Source organism: Leptospira sanjuanensis (assembly GCF_022267325.1).
In the GTDB taxonomy this organism is placed as follows: Bacteria; Spirochaetota; Leptospiria; order Leptospirales; family Leptospiraceae; genus Leptospira; species Leptospira sanjuanensis.
The window spans coordinates 280,386-303,157 of record NZ_JAIZBG010000001.1 but is presented as its reverse complement, the minus strand read 5'-3'; the positions used below and the strand labels follow the sequence as shown (position 1 = coordinate 303,157).

21 protein-coding genes and 1 rRNA gene are annotated in these 22,772 nt (G+C 44.4%); 13 read left to right on the top strand and 9 right to left on the bottom strand.

The annotated features are described in order from the left end of the window. Nucleotides 1–255: 255 nt before the first annotated feature. Nucleotides 256–2,433 carry a hybrid sensor histidine kinase/response regulator gene (locus LFX25_RS01445; RefSeq protein WP_238728547.1) on the top strand — a complete coding sequence of 726 codons (2,178 nt, stop codon included), beginning with the start codon at nucleotides 256–258 and terminating at the stop codon, nucleotides 2,431–2,433. A 5-nt stretch (nucleotides 2,434–2,438) separates the two neighbouring features. On the opposite strand, the gene LFX25_RS20890 is transcribed toward LFX25_RS01445, so the two are convergent. Both LFX25_RS20890 and LFX25_RS01440 read right to left on the bottom strand, forming a co-directional pair. Then, the gene (locus LFX25_RS20890) at nucleotides 2,439–2,696 is read right to left on the bottom strand and encodes an LA_0364 family Cys-rich lipoprotein (RefSeq protein ID WP_406600469.1); all 258 of its coding nucleotides are present in this window, start codon (nucleotides 2,694–2,696) and stop codon (nucleotides 2,439–2,441) included. A gap of 216 nt (nucleotides 2,697–2,912) precedes the next feature. Further along, on the bottom strand, nucleotides 2,913–3,215 hold the full coding sequence (locus LFX25_RS01440; protein ID WP_238728546.1) for an LA_0364 family Cys-rich lipoprotein: 303 nt from the start codon (nucleotides 3,213–3,215) through the stop codon (nucleotides 2,913–2,915). A 361-nt stretch (nucleotides 3,216–3,576) separates the two neighbouring features. On the opposite strand from LFX25_RS01440, the gene gcvT reads away from it, so the two are divergent. The 3 genes from gcvT to gcvP are packed head-to-tail and all read left to right on the top strand — an operon-like array spanning nucleotide 3,577 to nucleotide 8,037. Beyond that, entirely contained in the window at nucleotides 3,577–4,692 is a 1,116-nt protein-coding gene (gene gcvT / locus LFX25_RS01435; protein ID WP_238728545.1) for a glycine cleavage system aminomethyltransferase GcvT, read from the top strand. Nucleotides 4,693–4,710: 18 nt separating this feature from the next. Next, a complete protein-coding gene (gene gcvH / locus LFX25_RS01430; protein WP_238728544.1) occupies nucleotides 4,711–5,103 on the top strand; it encodes a glycine cleavage system protein GcvH in 393 nt (130 codons plus the stop codon). Between the two features lie 39 nt (nucleotides 5,104–5,142). Continuing rightward, nucleotides 5,143–8,037, top strand: a complete 2,895-nt coding sequence (gene gcvP, locus LFX25_RS01425) for an aminomethyl-transferring glycine dehydrogenase (protein ID WP_238728543.1) — start codon at nucleotides 5,143–5,145, stop codon at nucleotides 8,035–8,037. A 215-nt stretch (nucleotides 8,038–8,252) separates the two neighbouring features. Here gcvP and ppnP read toward each other — a convergent pair whose 3' ends face one another. Continuing rightward, complete coding sequence (gene ppnP / locus LFX25_RS01420; protein WP_238728542.1) at nucleotides 8,253–8,567, bottom strand: pyrimidine/purine nucleoside phosphorylase; 315 nt, start codon at nucleotides 8,565–8,567, stop codon at nucleotides 8,253–8,255. Between the two features lie 438 nt (nucleotides 8,568–9,005). Between ppnP and LFX25_RS01415 the strand changes: the two genes are divergently transcribed. The 4 genes from LFX25_RS01415 (at nucleotide 9,006) to LFX25_RS01400 (ending at nucleotide 12,032) form a co-directional block, all read left to right on the top strand. Continuing rightward, the gene (locus tag LFX25_RS01415; RefSeq protein WP_238728541.1) at nucleotides 9,006–10,172 is read left to right on the top strand and encodes a hypothetical protein; all 1,167 of its coding nucleotides are present in this window, start codon (nucleotides 9,006–9,008) and stop codon (nucleotides 10,170–10,172) included. 78 nt (nucleotides 10,173–10,250) lie between these two features. After that, nucleotides 10,251–10,367 (top strand): 5S ribosomal RNA (gene rrf / locus LFX25_RS01410). A gap of 337 nt (nucleotides 10,368–10,704) precedes the next feature. After that, complete coding sequence (locus LFX25_RS01405; protein WP_238728540.1) at nucleotides 10,705–11,550, top strand: lysophospholipid acyltransferase family protein; 846 nt, start codon at nucleotides 10,705–10,707, stop codon at nucleotides 11,548–11,550. Nucleotides 11,551–11,597: 47 nt separating this feature from the next. Next, on the top strand, nucleotides 11,598–12,032 hold the full coding sequence (locus tag LFX25_RS01400; protein WP_238728539.1) for a c-type cytochrome: 435 nt from the start codon (nucleotides 11,598–11,600) through the stop codon (nucleotides 12,030–12,032). A 111-nt stretch (nucleotides 12,033–12,143) separates the two neighbouring features. Here the strand turns inward: LFX25_RS01400 and LFX25_RS01395 are convergent, their stop codons facing one another. From LFX25_RS01395 to LFX25_RS01385, 3 genes are read right to left on the bottom strand one after another with little or no spacing between them, the layout of a single operon-like run. Beyond that, nucleotides 12,144–12,776 carry a biosynthetic peptidoglycan transglycosylase gene (locus LFX25_RS01395; protein WP_238728538.1) on the bottom strand — a complete coding sequence of 211 codons (633 nt, stop codon included), beginning with the start codon at nucleotides 12,774–12,776 and terminating at the stop codon, nucleotides 12,144–12,146. Between the two features lie 17 nt (nucleotides 12,777–12,793). Then, nucleotides 12,794–13,456: a RibD family protein gene (locus tag LFX25_RS01390; protein ID WP_238728537.1), complete on the bottom strand. Its 663-nt coding sequence runs from the start codon at nucleotides 13,454–13,456 to the stop codon at nucleotides 12,794–12,796. Beyond that, a complete protein-coding gene (locus LFX25_RS01385) occupies nucleotides 13,453–13,680 on the bottom strand; it encodes a (2Fe-2S)-binding protein (protein WP_167450738.1) in 228 nt (75 codons plus the stop codon). The genes LFX25_RS01390 and LFX25_RS01385 overlap by 4 nt, the downstream gene beginning before the upstream one ends. A gap of 95 nt (nucleotides 13,681–13,775) precedes the next feature. Between LFX25_RS01385 and LFX25_RS01380 the strand changes: the two genes are divergently transcribed. Together LFX25_RS01380 and LFX25_RS01375 are read left to right on the top strand one after the other, a co-directional pair. Further along, entirely contained in the window at nucleotides 13,776–15,179 is a 1,404-nt protein-coding gene (locus LFX25_RS01380) for an MFS transporter (RefSeq protein WP_406600468.1), read from the top strand. 227 nt (nucleotides 15,180–15,406) lie between these two features. Further along, nucleotides 15,407–15,616: a hypothetical protein gene (locus LFX25_RS01375; protein ID WP_118954247.1), complete on the top strand. Its 210-nt coding sequence runs from the start codon at nucleotides 15,407–15,409 to the stop codon at nucleotides 15,614–15,616. Between the two features lie 225 nt (nucleotides 15,617–15,841). On the opposite strand, the gene LFX25_RS01370 is transcribed toward LFX25_RS01375, so the two are convergent. Next, nucleotides 15,842–16,636, bottom strand: coding sequence for an LIC13212 family protein (locus tag LFX25_RS01370; RefSeq protein WP_238728535.1), 795 nt, complete (start codon nucleotides 16,634–16,636; stop codon nucleotides 15,842–15,844). Nucleotides 16,637–16,713: 77 nt separating this feature from the next. On the opposite strand from LFX25_RS01370, the gene LFX25_RS01365 reads away from it, so the two are divergent. The 3 genes from LFX25_RS01365 (at nucleotide 16,714) to LFX25_RS01355 (ending at nucleotide 19,549) form a co-directional block, all read left to right on the top strand. Beyond that, nucleotides 16,714–17,970 carry a hypothetical protein gene (locus LFX25_RS01365; protein ID WP_238728534.1) on the top strand — a complete coding sequence of 419 codons (1,257 nt, stop codon included), beginning with the start codon at nucleotides 16,714–16,716 and terminating at the stop codon, nucleotides 17,968–17,970. A gap of 107 nt (nucleotides 17,971–18,077) precedes the next feature. Continuing rightward, entirely contained in the window at nucleotides 18,078–18,665 is a 588-nt protein-coding gene (locus LFX25_RS01360; RefSeq protein ID WP_238728533.1) for a cytochrome C oxidase subunit IV family protein, read from the top strand. Between the two features lie 239 nt (nucleotides 18,666–18,904). Continuing rightward, nucleotides 18,905–19,549: an LIC_13215 family putative lipoprotein gene (locus tag LFX25_RS01355; RefSeq protein ID WP_238728531.1), complete on the top strand. Its 645-nt coding sequence runs from the start codon at nucleotides 18,905–18,907 to the stop codon at nucleotides 19,547–19,549. Between the two features lie 20 nt (nucleotides 19,550–19,569). On the opposite strand, the gene LFX25_RS01350 is transcribed toward LFX25_RS01355, so the two are convergent. Both LFX25_RS01350 and pheT read right to left on the bottom strand, forming a co-directional pair. After that, on the bottom strand, nucleotides 19,570–20,139 hold the full coding sequence (locus tag LFX25_RS01350; RefSeq protein WP_238728528.1) for a gamma carbonic anhydrase family protein: 570 nt from the start codon (nucleotides 20,137–20,139) through the stop codon (nucleotides 19,570–19,572). Nucleotides 20,140–20,338: 199 nt separating this feature from the next. Continuing rightward, a complete protein-coding gene (pheT, locus tag LFX25_RS01345) occupies nucleotides 20,339–22,747 on the bottom strand; it encodes a phenylalanine--tRNA ligase subunit beta (protein WP_238728522.1) in 2,409 nt (802 codons plus the stop codon). Between the last annotated feature and the right edge of the window lie 25 nt (nucleotides 22,748–22,772).

Genomic DNA, 22,772 nt, shown 5'->3' with positions numbered 1-22,772 from the left:
TGGACTTAAAAACGCGTTCTTTGCAAAGAATTAAACAAATCCGAGAATTCACTTTAAAACGATCTACGTTAATCCGAATTTGATTCCTCGAAAATTCCGATCGAAAACGGCCTTATTTTATCTTTAAGATTTCCTTTTTAGGATTCTATGGTATCGTTTTTCTCTGCGATCCGTTTTAAATCGGTGAAGGTATGCTCTCGACTCGATTCTCTGCCGTCACTTTGGTATAAACGAAAGGATTGAAAGTGGTACACTATGATTCATCATTATATCGATACTGCGGCATTCCCCAAAAAAAACACTGCTTCTTCGTCCTTTGAAACTTTTTTTAAATTCTTAACCTCTCCGATCGTATTCTTAAAAACTTTTTTTCGAAACTTATTTTTATCCAAAGGATGGTTGGCTCTTTCCGATTTGGAAGAACAGAAAAAGATCGAAGTTCTCTTGGATCATCTCTTTCGGATTTTTGAAGATCTTTCCGCAGGGTATTCGCTTTCCGAAATTCTTTTTACTTTGGCTCAAGCGATCGAAAAATATAGTTCCGATATTCACGCGAGTATTCTGTTAATCGACCAAGACGGCCTTACTCTCAGACATTGTGCAGCTCCAAGTCTTCCCAAAGAATATTGCGACTTCGTGGACGGAGAACGAATCGGTCCCGACTGCGGATCCTGCGGAACCGCGGCTTATACGAAAAAACTCGTTGTCGTCGAAGACATACAAAACGATCCTCTTTGGCTAAAATATAAGGACACTGCAAACCGATTTCATTTACGCGCTTGCTGGTCTCATCCGATCCTATCTCCCACCGAACAAGTGTTAGGCACGTTCGCGCTCTATTATTACGAACCGAAACGCCCTTCGGAGCTGGATCTAAGATTGATTCATTCTCTGGCTCATATCGCGGGTATTGCGATCGAAAGAAAAAGAATCGAAGACCTTAAAACGGAAAGTGAAGCCCGTTATCGCTCTCTTGTGGAACAAGCTTCGGATACGATCTTTCTTACCGATCGGGAAGGCAGATACGTCGAAATCAATCCGAGCGGCTGTGCATTGTTAGGTTATACAAAGGAAGAATTTCTGAAACTTCATCTATGGGATGTGATCGAACCCGAAGATCTCAAAAAACAACCGCTTCGAGTCAACGACCTGAAAGCCGGTAGACCGGTTTTGACGGAAAGACGATTGGTTCGCAAAGACGGAAGCATCGTCCCCGTGGAAATCAATGCGCGTTATTTGGAAAACGGGTATATTCAAGGAATTGTTAGAAATATTTCAGAAAGAAAGGTGACCGAAGAAATCGTAAGACAAGCGCAAAAGATGGAAAGCATCGGCCTTCTTGCGGGAGGAATCGCGCACGATTTCAATAACCTACTTACGATGATTCTCGGAAGCGCGGAAGTCATGGAACTTCGGATCGATAAGAATTCCGACCTGAATAAACACGTAAACAGAATTATTGAAGCGGCAAAACGCGGAGGCTCGATCACCAAACAGCTTCTTCTTTTTTCAAGACCGGGCTCCTCCGAACTCAAACCGATTTCCATTTCGCATATTATCAAAGAAGTAACGGATATTCTTGCGTTTTCGCTTCCGAAAAACATTTCGATTGAAACGAAAGTCGATCTCACAAAAGGAATCATCTTGGGCGACAGCGGACATCTTCATCAGGTGATTCTTAACCTGGCGTTGAACGCGAGAGACGCGATGCCCGACGGCGGAAAAATTACGATTCAGGAAAGTATCGTTACGGGAGAAGAAGTTCGTAAAAAATTCATTTCCGGAACCGCCAACCGGTACGTCTGTATTCAAGTTTCGGATACGGGAAGAGGAATGAATTCTACAACGAAGTCGAAAATTTTCGAACCTTTCTTTACGACCAAAGAACGGGGAAAAGGAACCGGTTTAGGTCTTTCGATCGTGGATACGATCACTAAAAATCATTTCGGTTTTATCGACGTCGAATCCTTCCCCAATCATGGAACAAAATTTTCTTTATTCTTTCCGGCCGTTTCCACCGGAGAAGTCGCCGATACGGACAAGGTAAAAAAACAAACCCGACTGAATGCGAACGTATTGATCGTAGACGACGAAATTATGGTTCTCGACGTTCTCAAAGATATTTTGGAGTTATCGGGCTGCAAAGTTTTCTCGGCGAACAGTGGAAAACAAGCTTTGGAACTCTATCAGAATTCGAAAGACAAAATCGATTTGGTCATTACGGATCTGGGAATGCCCGAAATGAACGGCGATGTTCTTTTTGCGCTTTTAAAAAAAATAACTCCTTCCATTAAGGTGATCGTCACCTCCGGTCACATAGAACGGGATAAAAAGGAGAAATTATTGGAACAAGGCGTCGTCAGCATATTAGACAAACCTTATAAAATAGAAGCCGTTCAAACGATCGTGCAGGAATCGCTGAGAACAGATTGATCCTTTCAATACATATCCTTCAGTTTACAATCGGTTTGGCATAAATTGTAAAAGACGGAACAGTTCGCAATCGCATCCCCTGCCGGATTCGAACTTTGGTTCGAGGCCTGAGCGGAAGAATCTTTTACGATCAAAGCTGAAAAGCAAAGTTGCGACCGTTCTTTGCATGTGTTTTCACAACGTTCTTTAGAAGTCGTTTGGTTACAGGAGACGGCAGAAAAAACCCACAAAAGCCAAAGATTGAGGATCAATATTTTATTCATAATTCGATTGTATCCCAAATCCGATCTTCAATCAATGAAACACATTAGTATTTCTGCATTAAGTTATAAACTGAACCGCAAAGAGGCCGCAATTTTTCCACATTCTTACAAGTGCCGCTCACTAAAAAACTTCTTCCGTTCTTATTACGATTGGGCCTACGATCCGATTGCGTTTCGTATCGGTTTTAGACGATACAAATAGAACCTCAAACAATATCAAAACGCGTGTTTCTTGTCGCAATCCGCTTCACAAGACGCTTTAGCGCCTATGCAGGTAATCGGGCTAAATAAAAAACTCAAAAAAGAATTCGATGAACTTGCACTTGATGAGCTCGAACCGGAGCCGCTTGAATTATTTGCAAGCAAGGATGAAATCAACAAAGAACCGGCGATACAATCCGATTCGGCGGATTTGCAATAATTATCTTCGTAACATTTTTGACGAGGAGATATTTCGGAACACTGTAAAACGAAAAGGACGGAAACGATTACTAACGCAACAATACGGATTTTTTTCATAACGGAAACCATCGAAGATCCGCGGAAAAAGACAATCATTTAATTCCAAACTCAAGGTTCGAACGTGAAATTTAAATATTAAGCAATATTAAAAAAAACTAATTCTCTAATATAGTTTTATCAATTTTTTCCGCATATCATGTCTTGATTCCGAGATCGGAAGGATAGAAAAGCGCCTTTCCTTTCATTCGCAACAACGGAGAATCGGAAAGTTCGCTCCAATCAATACGGATGGTTTTTCCGGCAGGTTCCGCTTAAAATCCCGTTCCTTCCCGCCTTCGGCCGCGAATTGGTAAAAATTTACCCAAAAATCCATTTGTCCCTATACGGAACTAGTAAAAATTGGTACCCGGAAAGCTTTATGTCCCAAGATAAAAAAACACCGCTCTACGAAACCCATCGCGTGCTCGGCGCCAAAATGATTCCGTTTGGGGGCTGGGACATGCCCGTTCAATATTCGGGGATTATCGCGGAACACAACGCGACGCGTCAAGCGGCCGGCCTTTTCGATGTTTCTCATATGGGAGAAATTTTCGTGACCGGCGAAGCGAATGCGATTCTTCGTTTTTTGGAATCGGTCACCTGTAATTCCGTTTCTTCTTTGAACGACTTTCAAGTTCAATACAACGCCATTCTCAACGAACAAGGCGGACTTGTGGACGACGTTACGATCTACAGATTCTCCCCCGAAAAATATATGATCTGTTCGAACGCTTCCAATTACGAAGCGGTTACCGCTCATCTTCTCAAACATCTTCCCGCATCCGGCGTAAAGGTAGAAGATCAAAGTCTACGCTGGCATCAAATCGCTCTGCAAGGTCCGAAGGCCAACGAAATCTTTTCGAAATTCCTAGGAAGAGAATTGGATTCGATCAAGTATTATCACTTCGCCCTGCTTCAACACGAAGGCGAAGAGATCATCGTTTCCCGAACCGGTTACACGGGAGAAGACGGCTTTGAAATTTATTCTTCCATTCCTTTAGGACTAAAACTCTGGAACGGACTTTTGGAATTCGGTAAAGAACAAGGACTTCTTCCTTGCGGACTCGGTGCGAGAGACACTCTGAGAATCGAAGCAAAATATCCGTTATACGGACATGAACTCAACGACCTTTGGACACCGATCGAATCCGGAATAGGCTGGATCGTAAAGGAAAAGGAACAATCCTACTTTTGTTCCGATAAAATTCTTTCCCAAAAGAAGAACGGAGTTCCGTCAAAAATCGTCGCCTTCGAATTAACGGAAGCGGGTGTTCCTCGCGAGAATTTCCGCGTTCTCGATTCTCAAGGAAACGAAATCGGAAAAACGACTTCAGGAACATTCTCCCCTTCCTTAAAGAAGGGAATCGGCTTGGCTTTGATCCGCGCCGAAAAAATCAAGGACGGCGAACCGATTCAGATTGAAATCCGCGAGCAACCCAAACAAGCTATCATAACGACAAAGCCTTTTGTCCCAGGCAGCATCAGAAAAAACTAAATCAGGAAACAACGGATCATGGCAGAAACGCAAGCACCCGCAGGATATCTTTTCTCGGAAAAACACGAATGGGTAAAAGTGGAAGGAGACATCGCTCTCATCGGAATTTCGGACTTCGCTCAATCGGCGCTCGGTGATATCGTATTTGTGGATCTTCCGAAAGCCGGAAAATCGATCAAACAATTCGAAACCTTCGGAACCATCGAATCCGTAAAAGCGGCGGAAGACCTCTACGCTCCCATCGGCGGAGAAGTCGTCGAATCCAATCCGGCTCTTTCCAAAAATCCGGGCGACGTAAACGCAAAACCGTTCGATTCCTGGATGATTAAGGTAAAAGGTTTTTCCACCGCGGAGCTGGAAAAACTTCTCAGTCCGGAAAAATATAAGGCGCTCGTAGCCGGACTCGAATAACAGAAAAGTCTAATATAGAGAATTTAGCAGAAGGTAATTATGAACTCGACTCTTCAAAACCAATCCAACACAGATCTTTCCAAGGTAAGCACGGGTCCGTTGGACACTTTTCCAAGGCGGCATATCGGTCCGAATCCGCAACAAACCGCCGAAATGTTGAAAGAGTTGGGATTATCTTCTTTGGAAGAACTGATTTCCAAAGCGGTTCCGGACGGGATTCGCTTAAAGAAGAATCTGGATCTGCCGAAGGCTTTGACGGAACACAGGATTCTTCAGGATTTGAAACTCATCGCGTCTCAGAATCAGGTCTTTCGTTCTTACATCGGAGCGGGCTACAACGCTTGTATCGTTCCCGGAGTGATTCAAAGAAACATTCTCGAAAACCCGGGTTGGTATACAGCTTATACCCCTTATCAGGCGGAGATTTCTCAAGGCCGTCTCGAAGCGCTTTTGAACTTTCAGACGATGATCATCGATTTGACAGGTTTGGAAATTTCGAACGCGTCTCTCCTCGACGAAGGAACCGCCGCTGCGGAAGCGATGTTTCTTGCGTATTCCGTCCGTAAGAACGAGACCGCAAAAAAATTCTTCGTGTCGGAACTTTGTCATCCGCAAACGATCGACGTCGTCGTAACCAGAGCGAATCCTCTCGGAATCGAAGTGGAAATCGGAAACCACGAATCGGTCGAACTCAACGAAGACTTTTTCGGAATTCTTCTGCAATATCCCGCGACCGACGGAAACGTAATCGATTATACTACCTTTATTCAAAGAGCGCATAATGTGGGGGCGATATCCGCCGTCGCAGCCGATCTTTTGTCTCTGACGCTTTTGAAATCTCCGGGGGAAATGGGTGCGGATATCGCGGTCGGTTCTTCTCAAAGATTCGGACTTCCTCTCGGATTCGGAGGACCGCACGCGGGCTACTTCGCAACGAAAGACGAATTCAAACGCAACATGCCGGGAAGATTGATCGGAGTTTCCAAAGACTCACAAGGAAATCCCGGACTCAGACTTTCTCTTCAAACCAGAGAACAGCATATCCGCAGAGACAAAGCGACGAGCAACATCTGCACGGCGCAGGTTTTGCTTGCGGTGATTTCTTCCATGTATGCGGTTTATCACGGACCCGAAGGCCTGAAAAATATCGCGACTCGCATTCATAAATTCACCGCGGTTCTCGCAAACGCGCTTAAATCGGCGGGATTTACGATTACGAACAATTCTTTCTTTGATACGCTTACGATTCAAGCGGGAGGAAAGGCGAAGGAAATTTTAAACAAAGCGCGCTCCAAAAAGATCAATCTGAGAGAATATCAGGACGGAAGAATCGGGATCGCGTTAGACGAAACCGTAAATGTTGCCGACCTCAACGATCTGTTCGAGATTTTCGATGTGAAGAATGCGGACGTCGAGAAAAGTTTCGCGGCGGCTCCGAACGTTTCCGATACTTTCAAAAGAAACACTTCTTACCTGACGCATCCGATTTTTCAATCGCATCATACCGAAACGAAGATGCTTCGTTATATCCGTAAGCTCGAATCCAGGGATCTTTCTTTGACTACGTCGATGATTCCTCTCGGTTCCTGCACGATGAAACTCAACGCGACCACGGAAATGTATCCCGTCACTTGGCCGGAGTTCGGTGCGATCCATCCGTTCGCGCCTGCGGATCAGACCAAAGGATACAAAGTTATCTTTGAACAGCTGGAAAAATGGCTCTGCGAAATCACCGGTTTTGCGGGAGTTTCCCTTCAACCGAACGCGGGTTCTCAAGGAGAATACGCGGGTCTTTTAGCGATCCGCAGATATCACGAAAGTAGAAAAGAAGCTCATAGAAACGTTTGTCTGATTCCGATTTCCGCTCACGGAACCAACCCTGCGAGCGCGGCGATGGCGGGTTTCAAAGTCGTGGTCGTTTCCTGCGATCAAAACGGAAACGTGGATCTGGATGATCTCAAAACGAAAGCGGAAGAACACAAAGACGATCTCGCCGCATTGATGATCACCTATCCTTCCACTCACGGCGTGTTCGAAGAATCGGTAAAGGAAATCTGTCAGATCGTTCACGCGCACGGCGGTCAGGTCTATATGGACGGCGCGAATATGAACGCGCAGGTCGCATTAACAAGCCCCGGAGAAATCGGCGCCGACGTTTGCCATCTCAATCTTCATAAGACGTTTTGTATCCCTCACGGAGGCGGCGGTCCGGGAGTGGGACCGATTGGAGTCGCGAAACATCTCGTTCCATTCTTACCCGGACACGTGCTTGTGGACAATGCAACCGGCAACGAACACGGAGCGGTCTCCGCCGCTCCCTGGGGAAGCGCGAGCATCGTATTGATTTCCTGGACATACATCGCTCTTATGGGGGAAGAGGGGCTGAAAAATGCGACTCAGACTTCCATCTTAAACGCAAACTACATCGCAAAACGTTTGGAAAAAGCGTATCCCGTTCTTTACAAGGGAAAGAACGGCTTTGTCGCTCACGAATGTATTCTGGATGTAAGACCGTTTAAAAAAACCGCCGGAATCGAAGTCGAAGACGTGGCGAAGAGATTGATCGACTACGGATTTCACGCGCCTACGATGTCCTTTCCCGTGCCGGGAACCTTAATGATCGAGCCGACCGAATCCGAGTCCTTGGAAGAATTGGATCGTTTCTGCGAAGCGATGTTGCTTATTCATCAGGAAATTATGGACGTTCAAAACGGAACGCTCGATAAAACGGACAATCCTTTGAAAAATTCTCCTCATACGGCGGCGATGGTCACTTCCGATCGTTGGGACCATTTGTATCCTAGAGAACGCGCCGCTTATCCCGCTTCTTGGCTCAGGGATCACAAGTTCTGGCCCTATGTGGGAAGAGTGGATAACGTTTACGGAGACAGAAACCTTGTTTGTTCCTGTTTACCGATCGAAAGTTATCAATGATTTGTTAAGCGAAGTCCACAGTTTTCCGCAAAACAAAGCGAACGGTGAAGAGGATCACGGTTTGAACACCATCATCGTTGAATAAAAAAGCCGAGGCGACAACCTCGGCTTTTTTATGTTTTCTGAAGATCGAAATTCAGTCGCGATCGATCGGAATCGGATTCCTAAAACCCGATCCGAACGCATTCAAGAACTCTTATGTATCTTACGTTCGATTACGCGATGTAAGAGCAGCAATAATCGCTGATTTTTTTGACGTCCATTTGGAATCTGGATTTTGCGGGAACCTCGAAGGATTGACCGCCTTTAATTTCTTTCCAAGAATCCTGTCCCGGAAGTTTCACGAGCATTTCCCCGTCCAGGATTTCCATAATTTCCTTTTCATCGGTTCCAAAATCATATTCACCCGGCATAAGAATACCGAGAGTTTTTTTACTCCCGTTCGGAAATAGAACGGTTCTGCTCGTAACTTTTCCATCGTAGTAAACATTCGCTTTTTTAATTACGGTAACGTTTTCAAACTGCGCCATGCAGCCTCCATGATCTTCACAAAGAATTTCGTTTTAAAAACAAGTCGAAGCCTTTAAAAAGCCCTTTCTGCAAGGCTTCCAAAGGAAACCGGGAAGGCTACAACTTTTAAAAGGCAAGAATCAACGTTTCCGATGAAAAATCCGAAACAAAAAGAACGGTTTTACGGCTTGACGAGTTCCGAAAAGAAATAATTTATAGCGTGTCAAAAACCGAATCATTATATCGGAAGAATTTTTTGCATGCGGGACCGAGCCGTTCGAGATTGCCTGATCGATTCGATCGGCTTTTCGGACGAAAGTTTTTCAAATCGGAAACGAATCCGTATATTATAAATTTCTAAAAATACGAGGCAACCTTTGTCATCCTGGAATTTCGAAACGTCGCGCGCCCTAAAAAACTCCGGCAATCCTTATCGATTCAATGGCCTAATCGGATGTATGATGCTTTTTCTATCGATCTTCGTGTTTTTCTTTTCCATCGGAGCCGTCGGATACGCGGCTTTACAATTCGAAAAGGGAGAATACGCTACGCCGAGTTTTATAGTATTTTTTTGTTTTTCCTTTTCCTATCTTCTGTTTTCATCGATCCGAACCTATCGAAAAACCAAAGATTCGATCCTAACGGAAGAAATCGATATTTCCAAAGGAACGTATTCGATTTCGGAAACAGATCGATCGACGGTAACGATCGATTTGGGAGAGTTCATCGCTTATAAGATCAAAAAAAGACTGGAATCCGCACAAGGAACTTCCTCCTCGGGAAGCGGCAGAAGAAAACACTGGGATTTGTTTCTCTTAAAATCGGACGGAGCTTATTATCTTTTAGAAACGTATTCAATAATCGAAGAATTGAAAAAGGATTTAATTTTGTTCAGGTCCTTGTTTCCCCTTCCGATCTCGGACGATTCGGAGCAAAATCTGAAAACGAACGAAGGCTCCCGATTTCAAACAAGATTTGAAACTCAAAAACCGGATTCAAAATTTCTAAAGTTGATTACGAAAGAAAACGGAACCGGAATCGAACTCGTCAAACGTCGAACCGCTCGCGAAAAGTTTACGATTTTTCTTGTAATCGGAATTTTCTACGGAGGATGGGGAGCGGTTTTCTTTCCGATCAACTCCGATCCGATCTTCTTATTCTTTATGATTCCCTTCTCCGTTTTGTTTTTGGGAATTTTTACTTTAGCGCTCGTTTTCGTAATGACGAGAAGTTTGGAACTGATCGTGAATTCCTCCGGTTTACGCATCCGATACGGAACTACGCTGCCGATTTTGTCGCACTTTTTATACTTGGAGCGTTTCTTTCCGAAACACGTTGTGCGTCATGTAAGAGCCAATCGACTTCCCGGCGATCAAAGCGTTCTTACCGTTTCGTTGAAGGACATGGAAAAAAATTCGCGCGAAAAACTTTCGTTCCTCTTCAATCTTCAGACGATTCCCTTGAGTGCATATGTTCTTCCCGGCGACAAAGAACTTTTAGGCGTTTGGCATCTCATGCCCTGGCTTCCGGATTCTCCCGGTTTTGCGGATCTGTTCGCGGCGGAAATTGCGATCCAAGAAAGAATGCAATGGGACGAGGAAAAAATCGGCTTCGAAAATCTTTGAATTCCGTTTAAAAATTCCTCCATTCTTTTAATTTAAGAATGACAAAGCGAACGAGTACGAAACAATGTCCTCAAGATTCCCGGTGACTATAGAGAGAGGGCCACACCCGTTCCCATCCCGAACACGGAAGTTAAGCCTCTCATCGCTGATGGTACTGTGTGGTTCGCTGCATGGGAGAGTAGGACGTTGCCGGGTTATCTTACGATTTTATCAAAATCGTAAGATCGTCAATCACGGCGAAATCCTTTAAACTTTCCCTTTTTTTCAATATCCCCGTTTCTCAATCTTATCTTCGTATTTTGCAACCCTACCGTAAAATTCGGTTCCTACTCTTTACAGCGCGTCCAAAAGCTTATTGTACTTTGATAAAGAGAGAAGCTGTAAGGTTTCGGGACCGGCTCCTATAAGAATGAATCTGTAATTCACGAAGACATTGAACGAAACTCTTTTCCTTTCGCACAAAGATTTTTAGTTTCATTGTCCATAAGTCGAATAGAATTGCGCGCACGCTTCGGCGTCGAAAGGAAACTCAATGAGTACGAGACTGCTGCAAAGAAAGGATCTCTGCAAACCCTTAGAATACGATCAAGAAATTCCGATTTCTTATCAAACCGCACTCGATAAAAAACGATCCGTATTGGATTTAATTTTCCGCGAAACGGATCTCGCCTTTCATTATGGATACTTTAAAGAGATTTTTAGAAGCAGACGTTTGGCTTTGGACGGATTGTATGATAACGCCAGTTGGTGCGAATCTTCGGCAAGAATTTTAGATCTGATCGAAAGTTGCGGCGGAAAAATCGACGTGGAAGGAATCGAAAAAATTCTCAGCGTGCAAGGTCCGGTTGTGATCGCCGGAAATCACATGAGCACTTTGGAAACGTTCATACTTCCGACCTTTGTTACGAGATACAAACCCATCACGTTCGTCGTAAAAGAAAGTCTGACTCGCGGCAATCTTTTCGGTCCGATCATGCGCTCGCGCAATCCGATTTCGGTGGGAAGAACCAATCCGCGGGAAGACTTAGTCGCGGTCTTGGAAGAAGGAACCAAACTTTTACAACAAGGAATGTCGATTATCGTATTTCCGCAAAGCACCCGAACCACGGATTTTAATCCGGCTGAATTCAATTCAATCGCCGTCAAACTCGCCGCGCGGGCAAAGGTTCCGTTGATCCCGGTCGCGCTGCGTACCGACTTTTGGGAAAACGGAAGAGTCATCAAAGAACTAGGAAGAATTTTCAGGGACCGCAAAATCAACATTAAGTTCGGTGATCCTCTTTTACCCACGGATGATTCAAGAAAGAATCAGGAAACCCTACTCCGATTCGTTGTGACTCATATCAAACAATGGGGAACGATCGTCCATGAGTCGTGATCCCTTGTGAGTGAAGATTTGATTCAACAAAAAACCGGACAATCATCGTGAAACAAATTACACCGAACTCTAAAACGCACCGACTTTCGCTTCGTTCTTCCGATTCGATATTGTTATCAATAATTCCATTCTTTCTAACTATGATCGCAACGGTTCCGATCGTCACGTGCCAAAGTTCGCAAGCGCGAACGGAAGAATTCTCCAATAACAAAGTAACGGATCAGGAAGCGGATCTTTTATGGGAACAAAGATGCGCCGCGTGTCACGGCCTGGACGGAACTCCGAACGAATCGGTCCTGCCGAAACCGCGTAAACTAAGCGGCTTTGGATTAAAGATGGGTTTCTTTTTCGGAGGAAATAAGATGAGAGAAGGGATCGTTAAAACAATTCGCGATGGAAAGAATCAAACCATGCCTTCCTTCAAAAACGAATTGTCCGAAGATCAGATTCGGGCTTTGGTAAAACGCATCGAGCGATTTTAACGCGATCGCGATGGCTGCCGTAGCAGTTCCTACATTTCTTTTTTAGAGTTCAGCGACAGTCCTATCTTTCTTTTGCGGTAGTTCCTACATTTTCAAAAAATCGAAAAGGATTCAAAGATTCCTCGAAAGATCGATGACTTCTTCCCTTGTATAAGCGTCCGGCTTTTTTAGAATTTGAATCAGCGCTTTGAATTGAGGCGTTTCCAAATCGGTCGGTCTTTTTCTAAAATAATAACGAGAAGCCTGATTCAAGCCGTTCATACCTCTTCCCCAATATACGCTGTTGAGATAAAATTCCAAGATCGTTTCTTTTCCAAGTTCTTCCTCCAAAGCGGAAGCGATCTGAATTTCCTTCCACTTGCGTGATAAGGATTTTTCCCTCGACAGAAAAAGCGTCCGAGCCAGCTGCTGCGTGATCGTACTCGCTCCTCTCATCTTTCGAAACAATAACAGGGAAGAAACAAGAGTAGAGTGAATGTCCGAAATCGAATACCCGTTGTGAAAGTAAAATCTTCTGTCCTCCACTTGGACCGTATATGAAATCCATTCTTTCGGAATGTCCCCGAGCCGAACCCATTCCACTTCTAAAGGGACGGATTCTTTCTGATCGGGCAAATAAATCAAGCGATCCTGTTGAACCAGAATTTTGCGCTCGGGAAAGAATTGTTCGTAGATAAGAACGGCCGCGAAAAAAATCGGAAGAACTCTCAAAAAGAAAGTATAAAGAAGTTCTCTCTGTTTCATGGACTCGATTCTAAATTCTAAACTTCTTTAATTTTTTCGTACATTAGAAAAACTTCATTTTCGATCGCATCATGGGACTTGAGTTCCCATTTTTTACGATCGAATTCGAAATATTGTTTATGACCGCCGGTGATCGAAGGCAGATCGTTTTGTCCGATTAAAAACGGAACGATCGTGACGTAAATTCTCGAGATCAAATCCAAACGAAAAAAGGAATCGTTCAAGGAAGGACCTCCTTCCAAAAGCGCTTCGCGATATCCCATCTCGTATAAATGTTTGAGAACTTCGAGAGGACTCAAATCTTCTCCGGGAAGAAGGATGATTTCCGCGACCGAACAAAGGTTATCTCGAATCGCCGAGTAGTTTCCGTTTAAACAAAAGATCAACGGAGGTTGATTAGAAAAACGGAATACTTTTTTGTCTTGGGGCAAGGTTCCGGATCGAAGGAGAATCACAGGTCTCGGATCGTTTCCATTCTCGACATATCTAAGATGAACCACGGGGTCGTCGTTGAGAATCGAATTCTTACCTAAGATCAGAACGTCCGCTTTGGAACGGATCTCATCCATTCTCTTCTTATCATTGCGGGAAGAAAGACCGTACCAACGTCCGTCCGGACGGGAAACCTTTCCGTCCAAAGTCATAGCCATATTGATTGTTACGTTGGGAATCGAAGTCATGCTCTCGGAACTTTCAGTTCCCGAGCCAGAAGTTTACGAACCGATCCCATACAAGTTCCGCAACCCGTGGAAGCGCCCGTATCGTCCATGAGCTTTTCCAAGGTATCGTTCCCGTTTCGGATCGACGTTAGGAGCTCTTCTTCCGAAACCTGATTGCATACGCAAACCTTGCGGGGCCGCATCAGTTGGCACAGGTCGACTTGACTGAAAAAAGAGGAATCCATAATCTTCTATTTAATTGGACAGTTAGAAAGCGGTTTTCCAATCAGATTAAAGAGTCTGAAAATCTTCTGCAAGAGAAATTTTTTGCGGTTTTCATTTGACATCCGGTTTCCGAAAAATAGCCTTTTTTGAAATTTCGGATCAAAAACCCAAAAGGAAAGCCATGCAAGATATAAAAAGAGCCCCTCTCCGAGAAATTCTCGGGTGGTGCATGTTCGATTTCGCGAACTCATCCTATACGACGGTCATTATCAGCGTAACATACGGAATCGTTTTCAGCCAACTTGTGGTCCCTGCCTCTTCCAATCAGGAAAATCCATACGAATACGGAAATCTTCTCTGGTCGATCGCCCTTGCGATTTCCTATTTGCTCGTGGTTTTAACGGGACCGATTTTCGGCGCGATTACAGATTATTCCGCCCGGAAGAAACAGTTCCTATTTTATAGTTATGTCTTTTGTATCATTTCCACGGGCGCACTTTGGTTCGTAATCGCTCCGGGACAATATCTCCTCGCATTCATTCTCATCATCTTTTCGAACTTCTTTTTCGCCTCGGGGGAAAACTTCGCATCCAGCTTTCTTCCGTATCTCGGACCGAAAGAAGATTTGGGAAAAATTTCCGGTTACGCCTGGGGAATCGGTTACTTCGGAGGAATCGCGGCGGTTGCGTTAGTCAACACGCTCGGTCCAAAGACACTGGAGAATTTCGATAGTCTCCGTATGGTGGGACCGTATACGGCGTTCTTCTTTTTGTTCGCCGGAATTCCGACCTTTCTTCTTTTAAGAGAATACACCGACGGAAAAGAAAAACCCGAAGGGCTTTCCTATCTCAAAATCGGAATCGAGCGAGTCACTTCCACGATGAGGGAAATCCACAAATTCCGGGATATGGCATTGTATCTCGTTTCGCTGTTCTTTGCGATGGCCGCGCTCGGGATCGTAATCAGCTTCGCGTTCATCTATGGAGCGCAGGAAATAAAAACGGAAGAAAAACACGAAATCGCGATGTTTCTTTTGATTCAACTTTTCGCAGCGGTCGGAGCGATCGTATTCGGTTTCATTCAGGATAAGATCGGAGCAAAAAAGACCTTTAACATTACGCTCTTCTTATGGATCGCTTGTCTTCTACTGATCTACTGGGTAAAGGATCTTACCGCATTCTTAGTGGGTATCGGAATTCCGACCACGCAGCAATGGGTTTTTGTGGGAACAACCGTGTTTGCCGGAGCGGGTCTCGGTGCCACACAATCCGCGAGCCGTGCGATCGTGGGTCTTTTCGCACCCGAATCCAAATCGGGAGAATTCTTCGGACTTTGGGGACTTTCCGGAAAAGTAGCGGCAGCGTTCGGACTCGTTGCCGTCGGAGGATTGCAGATTTTATTCGATCTCAGAAATTCATTTCTGGTCGTCTGCGTATTCTTTGTCATTTCCCTTCTGATCAACTTTTTAGTCGATGAGGAACGGGGAATCAAAACCGCTGTGGAATATCAGGAAACATAATTTACAAACGACAACCGCCTTTCCATCCGCATGCAGGAACTCCCACATACGGATGGAAAATTCTTCTTTTCTGAAACAATCCACAAATCAACCCGAGAAGGTTTATAAAAACGATTCAACGATCCATTGTCGCATTTTGAATCCCATTCCAGTTTAGAATCGAATCCGGGAATCACTTGCTTTTTCTTCAAATTCGGGTAATCTGTCGACAAAGGTAAGAATTTCAGATGGCCTTTCAAACCGAAGACGAATTCGAATCGCATCAAAGTCAACGAAGGCTAGCCCTAGCTACGATCGACGAATTGACGCAGACGAAGTTGGATTTACTCGACGCCGGCAAGGAAATCCCCCGCTTTATCAACTACGCAATCTCTTATCTCAACAAAAAATATCTGACCGAAGAAAAGGTCATCAGCGACTTCTTAATTAAGAAGTGAACGATACGCCCTCGCCGTTTTCTAATCACAAAACTCTTTTTTCCGTAAGTCTTGTTCAAAAAAAGAACGTGAACCGAGGATCGGCTTTACGAAAGTCCGGCGAATCAATCGTCACAGCCGAATTTGTGATACGGAAAAATTAAGTTTCGGTAAGGCGTAAAAAAAGCCGCGATCCGCGCGGCTTTTCGATTTGAATCTAAGATCCGATCTAAAATCGACAAACGATCAACGGAATTCAAGCATCTTGGAGATCATTCTCTTTTGATCCAATTCCATCGTATGCAGTTTTAAACTCACCATCTTATCGACCTTTCTCATATATCGTTTGTATTGAAGAATGATTTGTCTCTGCTTATTGTACGGAAGAGGATTTGCGGCGTCATGCAACTTGGTAGTCACGCTCGCAGGAACGGGTTGAATCGGATTGTCCGGCCAAAGAAAATCGGTGTCGTGACTGGAAAAGAATTCCAAAAGAATTTCACTGTTGTTGTTCGGAGTTCTTTTTCCGTCCTGTGTGAAAGTCGGACCCTTCGGAGAATTGTTAATCAAACGTCGCATCTCGCGGATAAAAACTTCTCCTTTAGCGTTCGTTCTTTTGAACTGAAGAATGATTTTTTCCAACGATTGTCCGTCCGTTCCGGGATAAATATAAATTCTAGATTGATAGAGATAGGTTTTCGGATAATCCGCAAACGATTGACCCAAACCCAAATCGAGTTCGAGATATTGTTTATTCTCTTTATCTTGAAATAGGAACTTGCCGGCTTCGCGGGGTTCGTCCTCGATGTAACGAAGCGCTTTTTTATACGTCTCGTTACCCAGAAGATTATTGATTCTTAAAATGTTTCCTGCGATCGACGCGTGCAGGTTATCGACTTCGATATCCGTAAAACCGCCTTTACGCACGGCTTCAATCTGTTTCAATTCTTCCTTTTCTTCCAAAGTCAATACCTTGTTCGGTGCGGCATTCAAACCGACTAAGGAAAGAATTGTCAGAAATGATAAAATACGGATGTTCATAGATTTACCCTTATTCAGATTATCGAAATTCTGATCCCCTGTTCTTGATTTTACAAACTAAAATTTTTTAGGAGATTATGACTCGTTATTGCAGATTCAACGGATTTTTTGAGGAAGAACTCAAATCGTCTTCGATCGCTCCTCCGAGATTGGATTTAAAAAACAGATCTCTGGAGAATCTATTCTTTTTATTTCAATCCATCGCCAATCCGGAAACGACGATGCTTTTGAGCGAACGACCCGATCCAGGTTGGACGGCATTTTGGAAAACGAGAGGAACGGATTTTTGCAGCTTCGAACTCGTCGGGAGAAACTCCTCTCGAAATCTTCAGATAAATTCGAAAAATCCGGATCACTCTGCGGTCGATTCAAAATGCGTTTGGGAAGAATGGGGTTCGGTTTCCGATCTGAGCAATGCGGGAGAAATTCTCTTTTCAACGGCCAAAGCGGATCTTTCCAAAAGATTGAATTCAAAACTTCTTTTAACGCATTGGAAATCGGAATTCGACTTTCAGGATCTTCCGGCGCGGGTTTTGGAGAAGCCATCCCATCTTTCGTCGTTAGTCCAAGAATGGTCGGAATTCCGTGCGGATCGAATCGTCCTCAAACCGGAATTCAGTTTTTCAGGAAGACATAAAATTCTTAAGTTCTCTTCACTTTCAACGGAAAATGATCCGGATGGTCGGAATTCCGAAAAAGAATCCACTTGGTTTCCATGCGTCGCCGAACCCTGGGTGAAACGGACACAGGACTTTTCGTGCTTGTACGATTTTTCCGCCGGGGTTCCGACCTTTTTCGGAAGTACGATCCAAATCTGTGATGAAACCGGAAAATACTCCGGTGCCTATCTTCCTTCCGAAAAAGAATCCGAATTCTATTCTTCTCAACTCGATCCGATCGCAGAATCATTAGGAAAGACGTTTGCATCCGATTACATCGGTCCCGTTGCGATCGACGGTTTTGAGTTCTATTCTCAAAATTTAAAAAAAATCCGAAGATTGAGCGAAGCGAACTTTCGTTGGTCAATGGGAAGAATTCTACTCGAACTTTCCCGATCCGATCTCTTTCACAGATCGAAACAAAACGCCGATTTCGAACTTTGCATTCTCCCCTTGCCTTTACAAAAACCGATCGAAAACTATTGTGAATGGATTTTCAACTGGGGAAACACTCAAGGACTGGAAATTCTTCCGTTGACCCCGGACCGATTTTTTTCCGGAAAATCCTATGGAACTTCTTGGGTTCTTTTGCGTTTTCTAAGGAATTCTTCCGAGCCGATACGGGAAAGAATCCAGATGTTCTATTCCGAATGGCGGAAACGGATTCTCCATTGAAATGTACTTGAGGCTTTTTTAGACCTTGCCAGGATGTCCTACAGGTTGCGGTTTACCCGCCCGGAATACCATCCGCAGACACCTGCGGTCCAAATTCAGGATATAAAATGGAACTGTTTTTAAACTACGCTCTTTATGTAATCGTTAGCATCGGGTTCTTGATTCCCTTTACCGGGTTTGTAGTCGGAGCCGGAGCGATCGTCAATGCAACTCTCGCAGGATTTACCGTTAACTTTCTTTCGCAAGTTTTAGAAGAAAACAAACTGCAAGATTTTATCGCAAGAAACAAAGACAATAAACTCGGTAAAGCTCTTCAAGACGCTGTTTTAAGAGGGCAAGAAAAATTAAAAGGCGCTCCTGCAACTGCTCCGGCGCACGTCGAAGAAAGTCACGGTTCACACCATATTATTTCCGTTCAAACATACGCGATCATCTTTGCTACTTTGATTTTCTTCACATTTGTAACGGTTTGGGTTGCGGGAATCGACTTCGGCGCAATGAACGTAATTATCGCGATGGCGGTTGCAACCGCGAAAGCTTCCTTGGTTCTAGGATACTTTATGCACTTAAAGTATGACACCGTAATGAACCGAGTGATCTTCGGTTCCGGTTTCTTCTTCCTTCTTCTCCTCTTCGGATTTTCCGCAGCGGATATCTTTACAAGATTCAAGGTTTTGATCTCTTTCGCGTTCTAAGTTAGAAACGAATTCGCTCCTTGATCTGCAAAAGCCGGTTTTTCAACCGGCTTTTTATTTTTACGGCGGACAAAAAGCCGTTCCGATCGTATTAAGCTTTTCTCAATTCACGCACTTTTTCATTCCGAAATAAAACGGATTCAAACCGATTCCGCTTCAATTTCGATTTCCTGGTATAAATTGAGTCGCTTTTTTTATCGAAGAAGTTAATCTTTCCAATTCTTAGGAGCAATCGTCGTATGAAGAAAAATCCAATTCGAATTGTAACAACCCTTCTCGTATTCACTTTCGTGATCTTGAATTGTAAAAAGGAACACGCTTTGGACCCGAACGCAAAGGTGGTCCAAATTTCATCCCTAGGGCTCGGTCTTAACTATGATGGCTGGCATTTCAACGATAATCCCAATCTCATCAATCAAGCGAAAGAAGTCGCGTCTAACGCCGATAATACGGGTACGATTAAAAAGGCTTTGGATGTGGCGGGAATCAACTTCTTCCTTTTTGAATTTCCTCAGGGAAGCCCCGAAGCGGGAATGTTCAACACGAACGTCAATTATACGATGGAAGATCTTTCCAGACAACCGAGAGAAATCAGCCTGGACGACTATACTTCCGCGGTCACGGGTTTGTATCCTACCGTATTTCAAAAATACGAAATGATCAACCCTCCGCAAAAATCCAAGATCCACGGAATCGAATCCGTTCTTCTGGAAAGCAGATTCGAACAAGCGATCGCGGGTAAGAATTTCAAGGTCCACAACTATCAACGCGTTTTCATCGTGGATAAAAAGGCTCACGTATTTACGGGAACCTTTTTGGATAAGGACGCTAAAACGAAAGGACCGAAAGTTCTCGAATTGTTAGGAAAATTCGTAAAACTCTAATATTCAATCAATAGAATACGCTACTCTCTAAAAGGAATTCCCATTTTCCGGAGAATTCCTTTTGCGCGGTTCTGAAACTCGATTTCCTCTTCGGGCGTAAACGGACCGAAAATTCCTTTTTTAAATCTTTCGGAAAGAGCGATGTATTCCAAACATCCGGCGACGCTGAAAACCGGTTTAGCCTTCCCTTCGAAGATTTTTAATTCTCCGTTTTTCTGAATGACCATCGCTCCGGGCGGGATCTTTTTTCCTCCGCGAACCGTACAACCCGCCGTCACCATCGCGCCATCTCCGACTTCCGCTTCGTTAAGAATCACGCTTCCGATTCCAATCAGACATCCTCTCCCGATCGTACACCCATGCAACATCGCATTATGACCGACTAACGTATAATCTCCGATCGTGATTCCGCGACTTGAATCCGTATGAAGCGTGGAATTATCCTGTATGTTGACGCCTTCTCCCAACACGATCCGATTCATATCGGCCCGAATTACGGCTCCCGGCCAAAGGGAAGAATGCGGACCCATTTCTACGAGTCCGATCGTCGTTGCTTGCGGATGGATAAAGGCGGTTTCGTGGATTTTCATTTAAGTGGCCGTAGCTTCTTTAAAATAATTCTGGAAGACGAATCTCTGAATTTTTAAGAACCGTATGAGTTCCTACGGTTTATGTCTTTTTGAATCGTTTTCTATCCTTTGAATCAGCTTGATATCGATACATTTTTGCAGGAGTTCCCACATTTTAAAAGTTTAAATCGTTTGAAGCATTCCCAGAAATTCGAAACTTTTATCTCAACACGAATCCGCTCTTGCCCGCAAGCGCGACCAGTTGATCGGAGATTTCCTTGATTCTTTCCTGAGTAAACGTTTTCTCGTAGTTCACCAGTCGGAAGCGATAACTGACCGAACGTTTACCTTCGGGAACGTTCCCGCCGACAAACTGGGAATACACCCAGCTTTCTTGAAGTTCGGGGATGTTCTCCTTGGAAACGAGATCGGTAAATACGTTCGTGTTTTCCTTTTCTCCGACCAAAATCGAAAGATCGATCTCGGCTTCCGGAAACTGAGAAGGCGCGACAAAACGGGAAACCTTACGATTCGCGTTCCAGAATTCCACGAGCTTTTCAAATTCGAAAGAACCGTAGATCACGCGCTTTTTCAATTCGAACGAATCCAAAACAGCCGGATGAACGTAACCGAGGTTTCCGATTCTTTGCGAATTTACGATCAAGGATAAACTGGCGCCCGGATGAAAGATCGCTTCCTGTTTGATCTCCCAGGTATATTCGAAAATCTTCATGGAATCTAAAAGGGATTCGATTTCCCTTCTTACCTTTAAGAAGTCCTCTTCCAAAAGTTTCAGATCGGACTCGGTACTTTTACGATCAAAAGAAACGGCAAAGGATAAAAATTTCTTTTCGTTATCTGGTTCGGGAAGATTGAAATACGCTCTTCCGAATTCGAAAATTGGAACGTTCGCAAAACGATCCTGATTTGTCCGGATATTCTTCAACAAGGAAGGCAAAAGAGAATTTCGAAGCACCGATTGTTCCTCGGGCATTTCGTTTTTGATTTTAACGGAAAGTTTCGCGTCCCCGTCGAGCTCGTTCTCTTTTAAGGATTGAAACGAATAGTTATAAACTTCGTGATACCCGAGAGTTCCCGCAAAAAACGTCTTACACTTTCGTTCCAATTCCCGGCTGAGATTCCGGATGGGAGTTTTGACCTCAGCCAACAAAGGAGTCACTTGAATCGTATCGTATCCTCGGGTTCTTCCGATCTCTTCCACGAGGTCTTCTGGAATCGTTACGTCGTAGTTGTGACGAAACTTGGGAACCAATACTTCGAGGTGATCCCCTTTCCAGGAAACGACAAAATGCAATCTTTCTAATATATCGGTGATGTCTCCTTGGGACAAGGTCACTCCGAGTTTGGCGTTGATAAAATGAATGTTCGTATGAATGTGAACTTCCTTGTGAGGGGTGTGTAAAAATCCTACAGGCTCGGAAGCCTTCAACGAAGGGCAACCGTTTTCCTTTAAAAGATTTAGAGCGCGACGAATCACCGGAAGAGTCGTAGTGGGTTCAAGCCCCTTCTCGTAACGCACGGAGGAATCGGAGCGAATTCCCGTGGAACGAATGGACTTACGAACTCGTTCTCGCGCGAACACGGCGGATTCCATTACGACTTCGGTGGATGCGTTTGAAACGGCGGATTCTTTTCCTCCCATAACGCCCGCGATCGCGACCGGTTTGCCTTGATTGCGGATCAGAAGAATTTCCTCTTCCAACGAGGGGGAAGTATCGTCCAACAAGGCGAAACTTTCACCCTTCTTCGCATACGAAACTTCGAGAGAAACTCCACCCTGACTTTCCAGAAATTTCCGATCGAAAAAATGAGTCGGTTGACCCATCTCGAGCATCACGTAATTGGAAACGTCCACGACGTTGTTGATCGCTCGAATTCCGCATTTCTGAAGACGCGCTTGAAATTTGCGAGTCGAAGGAAGAATCGCAATTCCTTGAATCGACGAAGCATAGTAAGAATGAGCATTTTGATTTTCGATCACTTTCGGAAGCGGGATCGAAAGATCGAAGTTCCAAAGGGATTCGAACGGATTCAACTTGATCGGCAAACGAAGCTGCGAAGCGAGTTCTCTCGCAAAGCCGTAATGATTCCAAAGATCGGGCCGGTGCGTAATTGATTTATTATCAACATCGAATATTATATCATCATAATGTAATAAAGAACGGATCGTTTTTCCCGCTTCGGCTCCTTCGAGTCCGTTTAAAATCCAAACTCCGTTGCTTTCGTCCGCAAGAGAGAGTTCCTTTTCGGAACAGAGCATTCCCGAACTTTTTACGCCTCTGAGTTCCGATTCCAGAATTTCCTTATCGCCGAGTTTTGCGCCGGGAATTGCAAGCGGAACCAGATCACCCACTTTTACGTTGGTTGCGCCGGTTACGATCTGCGCTTTGGAAGATCCGGTGGAAACCTGAGCGATCTGAAGTTTATCGGCGGAAGGATGTTTTTCGAGCGATTCGATTTTAACGATCTTTACGAAGTCCAACTCGGGACGATACGGATCGGCTCCGTCGATCTCGCAAATAGAGATCGCGATCTTCTTTAAAATCGCGTCGAGTCCCACCTCCTTCAAAGGTGCAAAATCGTTCATCCAATCTAAGGAAAGTTTCACGTCGTCGAACTCCGTTCCAAGTACT

What these genes read in the sequence shown, in the direction of transcription:
- gcvT (WP_238728545.1), top strand. Translation starts at nt 3,577, where the DNA reads ATGTCCCAAGATAAAAAAACACCGCTCTACGAAACCCATCGCGTGCTC.
- LFX25_RS01350 (WP_238728528.1), bottom strand. Translation starts at nt 20,139, where the DNA reads ATGAAAATCCACGAAACCGCCTTTATCCATCCGCAAGCAACGACGATC.
- LFX25_RS01385 (WP_167450738.1), bottom strand. Translation starts at nt 13,680, where the DNA reads ATGGATTCCTCTTTTTTCAGTCAAGTCGACCTGTGCCAACTGATGCGG.
- LFX25_RS01370 (WP_238728535.1), bottom strand. Translation starts at nt 16,636, where the DNA reads ATGAACATCCGTATTTTATCATTTCTGACAATTCTTTCCTTAGTCGGT.
- LFX25_RS01440 (WP_238728546.1), bottom strand. Translation starts at nt 3,215, where the DNA reads ATGAAAAAAATCCGTATTGTTGCGTTAGTAATCGTTTCCGTCCTTTTC.
- LFX25_RS01445 (WP_238728547.1), top strand. Translation starts at nt 256, where the DNA reads ATGATTCATCATTATATCGATACTGCGGCATTCCCCAAAAAAAACACT.
- LFX25_RS20890 (WP_406600469.1), bottom strand. Translation starts at nt 2,696, where the DNA reads ATGAATAAAATATTGATCCTCAATCTTTGGCTTTTGTGGGTTTTTTCT.
- LFX25_RS01375 (WP_118954247.1), top strand. Translation starts at nt 15,407, where the DNA reads ATGGCCTTTCAAACCGAAGACGAATTCGAATCGCATCAAAGTCAACGA.
- LFX25_RS01365 (WP_238728534.1), top strand. Translation starts at nt 16,714, where the DNA reads ATGACTCGTTATTGCAGATTCAACGGATTTTTTGAGGAAGAACTCAAA.
- LFX25_RS01405 (WP_238728540.1), top strand. Translation starts at nt 10,705, where the DNA reads ATGAGTACGAGACTGCTGCAAAGAAAGGATCTCTGCAAACCCTTAGAA.
- gcvH (WP_238728544.1), top strand. Translation starts at nt 4,711, where the DNA reads ATGGCAGAAACGCAAGCACCCGCAGGATATCTTTTCTCGGAAAAACAC.
- LFX25_RS01395 (WP_238728538.1), bottom strand. Translation starts at nt 12,776, where the DNA reads ATGAAACAGAGAGAACTTCTTTATACTTTCTTTTTGAGAGTTCTTCCG.
- LFX25_RS01415 (WP_238728541.1), top strand. Translation starts at nt 9,006, where the DNA reads ATGATGCTTTTTCTATCGATCTTCGTGTTTTTCTTTTCCATCGGAGCC.
- LFX25_RS01360 (WP_238728533.1), top strand. Translation starts at nt 18,078, where the DNA reads ATGGAACTGTTTTTAAACTACGCTCTTTATGTAATCGTTAGCATCGGG.
- LFX25_RS01355 (WP_238728531.1), top strand. Translation starts at nt 18,905, where the DNA reads ATGAAGAAAAATCCAATTCGAATTGTAACAACCCTTCTCGTATTCACT.
- LFX25_RS01390 (WP_238728537.1), bottom strand. Translation starts at nt 13,456, where the DNA reads ATGACTTCGATTCCCAACGTAACAATCAATATGGCTATGACTTTGGAC.
- ppnP (WP_238728542.1), bottom strand. Translation starts at nt 8,567, where the DNA reads ATGGCGCAGTTTGAAAACGTTACCGTAATTAAAAAAGCGAATGTTTAC.
- gcvP (WP_238728543.1), top strand. Translation starts at nt 5,143, where the DNA reads ATGAACTCGACTCTTCAAAACCAATCCAACACAGATCTTTCCAAGGTA.